Source organism: Sphingomonas yabuuchiae, assembly GCF_001477495.1.
GTDB classification, from domain to species: domain Bacteria; phylum Pseudomonadota; class Alphaproteobacteria; order Sphingomonadales; family Sphingomonadaceae; genus Sphingomonas; species Sphingomonas yabuuchiae_A.
Window position 1 is genome coordinate 1 of record NZ_LDTF01000115.1, and the last position, 7,567, is coordinate 7,567.

The 7,567-nt window shown below is 64.5% G+C and carries 5 protein-coding genes and 1 tRNA gene; 1 reads left to right on the plus strand and 5 read right to left on the minus strand.

Features of this window, described 5'->3' with window-relative positions; all coding sequences use genetic code 11:
* Positions 1 to 87 precede the first annotated feature (87 nt).
* From NS355_RS16990 to lon, 4 genes are all read right to left on the minus strand, one after another.
* Positions 88 to 858: an EAL domain-containing protein gene (locus NS355_RS16990; protein WP_244489732.1), complete on the minus strand. Its 771-nt coding sequence runs from the start codon at positions 856 to 858 to the stop codon at positions 88 to 90.
* A 167-nt stretch (positions 859 to 1,025) separates the two neighbouring features.
* Positions 1,026 to 1,100 (minus strand) — tRNA-Val (locus tag NS355_RS16995).
* Positions 1,101 to 1,161: 61 nt separating this feature from the next.
* Positions 1,162 to 1,449, minus strand: a complete 288-nt coding sequence (locus NS355_RS17000) for an HU family DNA-binding protein (RefSeq protein ID WP_269083245.1) — start codon at positions 1,447 to 1,449, stop codon at positions 1,162 to 1,164.
* 207 nt (positions 1,450 to 1,656) lie between these two features.
* Entirely contained in the window at positions 1,657 to 4,083 is a 2,427-nt protein-coding gene (lon, locus tag NS355_RS17005; RefSeq protein WP_058746765.1) for an endopeptidase La, read from the minus strand.
* Positions 4,084 to 4,219: 136 nt separating this feature from the next.
* On the opposite strand from lon, the gene NS355_RS17010 reads away from it, so the two are divergent.
* Positions 4,220 to 5,968, plus strand: coding sequence for a M1 family metallopeptidase (locus NS355_RS17010; protein WP_244489733.1), 1,749 nt, complete (start codon positions 4,220 to 4,222; stop codon positions 5,966 to 5,968).
* Positions 5,969 to 6,304: 336 nt separating this feature from the next.
* Here NS355_RS17010 and NS355_RS17015 read toward each other — a convergent pair whose 3' ends face one another.
* Entirely contained in the window at positions 6,305 to 7,432 is a 1,128-nt protein-coding gene (locus NS355_RS17015; RefSeq protein WP_058746766.1) for a calcium:proton antiporter, read from the minus strand.
* Positions 7,433 to 7,567 lie beyond the last annotated feature (135 nt).

Consider the following 7,567-nt stretch of genomic DNA (forward strand, 5'->3'; position numbering starts at 1 on the left):
ATGACATGAGATGGACTCACCCCTCCCCCGAAAAGGAGGGGCGAACCATCTCATGTCATCAGACTCCAGACGCTGATGTCCATGCCATCAGCCCCGCGCCACCCAGGCCAGATCCTCGGGCAAATGCCCTGGCGGCAGGCAGCGGAAGCCCGGCCGTGCCATCAGATAGCCCTGCATATACCGCACACCCAGCGCCCGGAGCGCGTCATATTCGCCGGTCGTCTCCACGCCTTCGGCCATGATGGCGATACCCATCTTCTCGGCGATCCGGATCACGCCCTCGACGATCATCCGCCGGGGCATGGCCTGGTCGATCCCCCGGATCAACGCCATGTCCAGCTTGATATAGTCGGTCCGCACCTGCCCCAGCAGGGTCAAACCGGCATGGCCCGCGCCGAAATCGTCGATCGCGGTTTCGAACCCCATGCCATGATAGGCGTCGAGGATGGTCTTCAAATGCGCACCGTCGCCGATCTCCGCCTGTTCGGAAAATTCGAAGATCAACCGCTCATGAGGCACATTCAGTCGCCGCATGGCGTCCAGCGTCGGCTCCAGGCAGGCGAGCGGTGAGTAGACGGTGTCGGGAAGGAAGTTGATCGAAAGCCGCGCATCGCCGTTCAGCAGCCCCGCCGCCACCGCCCCCTCGATCGCGGCGACACGGCATTGCTGGTCGAATGCGTAGCGCTCCTCGGGCCTGATCCGTGTCAGGATATCGCTGGCACCCTCGCCCTTGCTGCCGCGCACCAGCGCTTCATAGGCGATGGGTCTTCCCGTCTCGACATCCATGATCGGCTGGAACGCCATCGCGATAGCGAACGCCGGATGATCGGGACAAAAGCTGCGATACCCAGGCTGCATGACAATCTCCTTTGCCGATGAGCATAAGGAACAGCCGCTAAAGGCACGTTAAATTGTCGAGCATGCGGCAAGATATTGCCGAAAATTGCCGGATGGCCGCCGATCAGAAAAATCTGGCCGATCAGGCTGTCACCATTCCTCCCGGAGCCCTAAGCCGTTGGAAAGAATGGTGGGCGCGACAGGGATTGAACCTGTGACCCCACCCGTGTGAAGGGTGTGCTCTACCGCTGAGCTACGCGCCCGTAACCGGGAGACGGGCCTTTAGGCGGCGAGTCGCCGCCTGTCCAGCCCAAAATTGCGGATTTAGTTGACCGAGTCCTTCAGCAGCTTGCCCGGCTTGAACTTGGGCTGCGACGAGGCCTTGATCGTCATCGGCTCGCCGGTGCGCGGGTTCCGGCCGGTCGACGCCTTGCGCTTGGAGACCGAGAAGGTGCCGAAGCCGACCAGACGGACTTCATCACCCTTCTTCAGGGCAGCGGTGATCGATTCAAACACGGCATCGACCGCCTTGACCGCATCGCCGCGGGCCAGACCCGAGGAGTCGGCGACGGTGGCGATCAGCTCCTGCTTGTTCATTCCATAACCCCCTATGATCTCGACGAATAACCAGACGGACTCGGTGCCGCCCAAATATTAAAGGACCGATAATGACGCGGCAGGCGGCGCTGTCAAACCCCGACCTTGTCCCCCATCCCTATCCAAAGCGAAGGATGGCGCAAACAGAAGCGGATGTCATCCTCATGACATCGTTTGAAAGGGCCGCCGATCTTTCGACCGGCGGCCCCGCTCTTGCGACGATCAGTGGTGGCGTTCGCCGCCGACCGCCGGGATTGCGGCGGGCGGCAGAGCGGCCAGCTCGTCCGCATCGGTCCAGTCGATCGCCTCCAGCGGCTCGACCAAGGCCAGGCGAAGCACCTCGTCGACATGCGCCACCGGCACGATCTTCAGACCGTTCAGGATGTTGGCGGGGATATCCGCCAGATCCTTCTCATTCTCCTGCGGAATGAGCACGGTGGTGATCCCGCCACGCAGCGCCGCCAGCAGCTTTTCCTTCAGCCCGCCGATCGGCAGCACGCGTCCCCGCAGGGTCACTTCGCCGGTCATCGCCACGTCCTTGCGTACCGCGATCCCAGTCAGCGTCGACACGATCGAGGTAACCAGGCCGATACCCGCCGACGGACCATCCTTGGGCACCGCGCCCTCGGGCAGGTGGATATGGATGTCCTTGCGGTGGAACAGCGACGGCTTAATCCCGAAGCTGGGGCTGCGCGCCTGGACGAAGCTGAAGGCGGCCTGGACCGATTCCTTCATCACATCGCCCAGCTTGCCGGTGGTCTTCACCTGGCCCTTACCCGGCACGGTCACCGATTCGATGGTCAGCAGCTCGCCGCCCACCTCGGTCCAGGCCAGGCCCGTGACGGCCCCGATCTGGTCCTCCTGCTCGGACAGGCCATGGCGATACTTCTGGACGCCCGCGAACTCGTGCAGGTTCTCCGGCGTGATCGTGACCGACGTCGCCTTGCCCTCCAGGATCTGGCGCAGCGCCTTGCGGGCGAGGCGCGCGATCTCACGCTCCAGCGTGCGCACGCCCGCCTCGCGGGTGTAGCGCTGGATCAGGGCGCGCAGGCCGTCCTGGGTCAGCGTGAACTCGCCGTCCTTCAGGCCGTGGGTCTCGACCTGCTTGGCGACCAGATGACGCTCGGCGATCTCGACCTTCTCGTCCTCGGTATAGCCCTCCAGACGGATGATCTCCATGCGGTCGAGCAAGGGCTGCGGCAGGTTCAGCGTGTTCGCGGTGCACACGAACATCACATCCGACAGATCGATATCGATCTCCAGATAGTGATCGTTGAACTTGGCGTTCTGCTCCGGATCGAGCACTTCCAGCAGTGCCGAGGCGGGGTCGCCGCGGAAATCCTGGCCCAGCTTGTCGATCTCATCGAGCAGGAACAGCGGGTTGGACGTGCCGGCCTTTTTCAGGTTCGTCACGATCTTGCCCGGCAGCGAGCCGATATAGGTGCGGCGGTGGCCGCGAATTTCGGCCTCGTCACGCACGCCGCCCAGCGACTGGCGGATGAACTCGCGCCCGCACGCCTTGGCGATCGACTGGCCCAGCGAGGTCTTGCCGACGCCCGGCGGGCCGACGAGGCACAGGATCGGCCCCTTCAGCTTGTTGGTGCGTGCCTGCACGCCGAGATACTCGACGATACGGTCCTTCACCTTTTCCAGCGCATAATGATCCTGGTCGAGGATCGCCTGCGCCGCCGCGATGTCCTTCTTGACCTTGGACTTCTTGCCCCAGGGCAGGCCGAGCAACACGTCGAGGTAATTGCGCACGACCGTAGCCTCGGCGCTCATCGGCGCCATGGTCTTCAGCTTCTTCAGCTCGGCGGTCGCCTTGGTGCGCGCTTCCTTCGACAGCTTCAGCGTCGCGATCTTCTGCGTCAGCTCGGCGATCTCGTCGCCGTCGCCGTCCTCGCTCTCATTGCCCAGCTCGCGCTGGATCGCCTTGAGCTGTTCGTTGAGATAATACTCGCGCTGCGTCTTCTCCATCTGGCGCTTGACGCGGCTCTTGATCTTCTTCTCGACCTGCAGGACGCCGAGTTCGCCCTCCATCAGGGCATAGGCCATCTCCAGCCGCTTGGCCGGATTGGTCTCGACCAGCAGCGCCTGCTTGTCGGCAACCTTGACCGAGATATTGGCGGCGACCGCATCGGCCAGCTGCGAGGCGTCCTCGATCTCGGCCAGCTGCACCGCGGTTTCGGCGGGCAGCTTGCGGTTGAGCTTGGCGTAATTCTCGAACTGGTCGACCACCGAGCGCATCAGCGCGGCGACCTGCGCCTTGACGTCATGCTCCTGCTCTTCGAGCGCGGCTTCGTCGCTCTCGACCACGGTCGTGTCGATGGTGGAGGTCAGGTGGGTGCCCGACTCGTCCAGCTCGACCAGGCGGCCGCGCGTCTTGCCCTCGACCAGCACGCGCACCGTGCCGTCGGGCAGCTTCAGCAGTTGCAAGACGCTGGCGGTGACGCCGATCTCGTACAGATCCTCACGCGAGGGATCGTCCTCGGCGGGATCGAGCTGGGCGACCAGGAAGATTTCCTTGTCCGCCGCCATCGCCGCTTCCAGTGCCGCGACCGATTTGTCGCGGCCGACGAACAGGGGCACGATCATGTGCGGGAAGACGACGATGTCACGCAGCGGAAGGACGGGATAGGTCTGGTTCATGCAAACTCCGGTCGGCCCCGATCGGGGCCTCTTCGCTTCTATATATGGGGAGGGTTGCCGATCCATCAATTCCCGCTGCGACGAGACGCTGCGCGACGGCTTGCCAAGCCGCATCGCTTGGGCGAAACCAAACGCCATGGATCGTATACGGAATGCCGCTTTCGCGCTGCTCGCCTCCTCGCTTCTCTGCGCTGCCCCGGCCGGCGCCCAGGCACCCAAGGCGCTTCCGGCCAAGGGTGAGCCGCCGCTGACCGCACAGACCATGATCTCCGGCGGCGTCCGTCCGCCCGAGCAACTCGCCGTCCGCTTCGACCGTGCCGACCTGTCGTTCGAGATACTGCCCGACACACAGGAGTTGAACGGCATTGCCGTGCTGGACTTTACCGCAAAGGCGCCGCTCGCGCGGCTGGTGATCGATCTCGACCGGAATTTGCCGGTCAAGGCGATCGCCATCGACGGCAAGCCGCTGAAAGCCGGTGCCTGGTCCAACCCGGAAGGCCAACTGGCCATCACCCTGCCCCGCCCGCTCAAGGCCGGGCAGACGGTCAGCGCGAAGATCACCTATGGCGGCACGCCGCATGTCGCGGTGCGGGCGCCCTGGGATACCGGCGTCGTCTGGGCCAGGACGCCGGATGGCCAGCCTTGGTTCGCGACGACCGATCAGGGCTATGGCTGCGACCTGCTCTGGCCGTGCCTCGACTATCCGATGGGCGAGCCGGGCCTGGTCACGCTGCACATCACGGTGCCCAAGGGGCTGAAGGCGCCGTCCAACGGCGTGCTTCTGGGCGTCGACACGCTGCCCGATGGGCGCACCCGCTGGAACTGGCGGACCAAGCACCCCAACACCTATGCCATCGCGCTGAACGTCGGGCCGTACGAAGTGGTCGAGGGGACATATAAGAGCCGCTTCGGCAACACGATCCCGATGTTCTACTGGTATCTCCCGGGCGAGAGGGCGAAGGCCGAAGGGCTGTTCGCCGAGTTCGCGCCGACGCTGGATTTCTTCGAATCGACGGTCGGCCCCTTCCCCTTCGGCGACGAGAAGCTGGGCGTGGTCGAAACCCCGCACAAGGGCATGGAGCACCAGACGATCAACGCGTACGGCAACGAATATGCCAAGGCGCCGGAAGGGTTCGACTGGCTGTTCCAGCATGAGTTCAGCCATGAATGGTTCGGCAACCAGCTGACCAATGTCGACTGGGACGATTTCTGGCTGCACGAGGGTTATGGCAGCTACATGCAGCCCAGCTACGGCCGCTGGCGCGAGGGCGAGGCGCGCTATGCGGTGATGATGGACGCGCAGCGCGGGCAGATCGTCAACAAGGCCCCCATCGTCCACGACCGCAGCATGACCGAACAGGATGTCTATGAGGAGGCCAAGGGCGGCCCCGGGCTCGACATCTATATGAAGGGGTCGTGGATGCTGCACACGCTCCATAATCTGATCGGGGACAAGGCCTTCTGGGACGTGACGCGGCTGGCGGTCTATGGCCGGACCGATCCCAGGCCGGGGAATTTCACACCGCGTTACGGCTCGACCAGGGAATATGAGGGCTTTGTCCGGCAGGTGACGGGCAAGGACTATGGCTGGTTCTTCAACGTCTATCTGCGGCAGGCGGCCTTGCCCGAGATCGTCGAGACGCGGGTCGGGGACCAGCTGACGCTGACATGGAAGGTTCCGGGCGGCGGGCCCTTCCCGATGCCGGTCGAGGTGCAGCTCGGCGACAGGATCGAGACGCTGCCGATGACGGACGGCACCGGCACGCTGACCGTGCCTGCCGACGCGCATGTCGTGGTGGATCCCTGGGCGAAGGTGCTGAAGCGCTCGGTCGCGATCGAGCAGTTCCGGGCATGGAAGGCGGACCAGGCGGCGAAGAAGAAGTAAGGCCGGTCAGCCCCCTGCGCTTCGACTTCGCTCAGGCTGAACGGAGGCGGGATAGCGCCCCTCCCTCCGTTCAGCCTGAGCGACGTCGAAGACCAAGGGCAGAGTTTGAACCCAACCTGTTCCCCGGCGAAGGCCGGGGTCCAGTTGCGACACCATTGTGATGGCGCGGTGAATGGGCGTGGGAGGCCGTTGCCACGGATCGCCATGCCCCCCCCCCAACGCAATACCCCTATTCTCTCTCGACTTCCTGGAAACCGGACCCCGGCCTTCGCCGGGGAACACAAAGTGGACCACCCCTGGCCTTCGGCTTCACTCAGGCTGAACGGGAATTGGGAATCAAGGCACGACCGTCACGAACAGATAGGCCGCAAAGATCACCAGATGCACCGCGCCACCCAGCACGGTCGTCCGGCCATTGCCCAGCGTCAGCGTGATGGTGAACAGCGACAGAACCAGCAGGATCATCTGCTTGGCCCCGATCCCCAGCGCCAAGGGCAGGCCCAGCATCAGCGAGACGATCGCCACCGCCGGAATGGTCAGCCCGATCGTCGCCAGTGCCGACCCCAGCGCGAGGTTCAGACTGGTCTGAAGTCGGTTACGCTTGGCCGCGCGGTACGCCGCCAGGCTTTCGGGTGCGAGGACGAGCGCGGCGATCACCACGCCAACGATGGCGAGCGGCAGGCCCGCCCCCAGGATCGCCGCCTCGACGATGCCCGACAGACCCTTGGCCAGCAGGACCACCCCGACCAGTGCGACCAGCAGCATCCCCAGCGCGGCCCAGGCCGCCGCATTGGTCGGCGGCTCGGCATGGGCGTCGGCGGGCATGTCTTCGTCGGCTGGTAGGAAATAGTCGCGGTGGCGCACCGTCTGCACCATCACGAACGTGCCGTAGAGAATGACGCTGACGATCGCGACGAAGACCAGCTGCGAGGTCGCATAGGTCGGCCCCGGCGCGGACGAAACATAATTGGGCAGGACCAGCGACAGCACCACCATCGCGGTCAGCACGTTGAGCGACGAACTCGCGCCCCGCAGCGAAAAGCGCTGTTCGCCATGCTGGAATCCCCCGGCGAGCAGGCACAGGCCGACGATACCGTTCAGGATGATCATGATCGCCGCGAACACCGTGTCGCGCGCCAGGCTGGAGGCATCGCCCGCGTCGGACAGCATCAGGCTGACGATCAGCGACACCTCGATCACCGTGACCGCAACCGCCAGCACCAATGTGCCGAAAGGCTCGCCGACCCGGTGCGCGACGACCTCCGCCTGATGGACGGCCGACAGCACACAACCGAACAGGATGATCGCCGCGACGACCACGCCGACCGTTCCCATCTTGTAGAGGGACACCGCGATGGCCAACAAACCCAGGACCGGAAACACCAAGGTCCACCAGGGCATCAGCAGACGCTGGAGCAGCGCGCGCTTCTGGCCGGCGGTGACGATGGCATCGGGTTCGCTCATGGCGGGTCTGTGCTCCTGATCTTGACGGGGAATGATGACATCCCTGTCATGCCAATGCGCCAACCACCCGGTTGGGTCCCCCCACGCCCGAGATTCGTTGCGATCAGGCAATAAACACTCTCACCCTTCCCACCC

What these genes read in the sequence shown, in the direction of transcription:
- lon (WP_058746765.1), bottom strand. Translation starts at nt 4,083, where the DNA reads ATGAACCAGACCTATCCCGTCCTTCCGCTGCGTGACATCGTCGTCTTC.
- NS355_RS16990 (WP_244489732.1), bottom strand. Translation starts at nt 858, where the DNA reads ATGCAGCCTGGGTATCGCAGCTTTTGTCCCGATCATCCGGCGTTCGCT.
- NS355_RS17010 (WP_244489733.1), top strand. Translation starts at nt 4,220, where the DNA reads ATGGATCGTATACGGAATGCCGCTTTCGCGCTGCTCGCCTCCTCGCTT.
- NS355_RS17015 (WP_058746766.1), bottom strand. Translation starts at nt 7,432, where the DNA reads ATGAGCGAACCCGATGCCATCGTCACCGCCGGCCAGAAGCGCGCGCTG.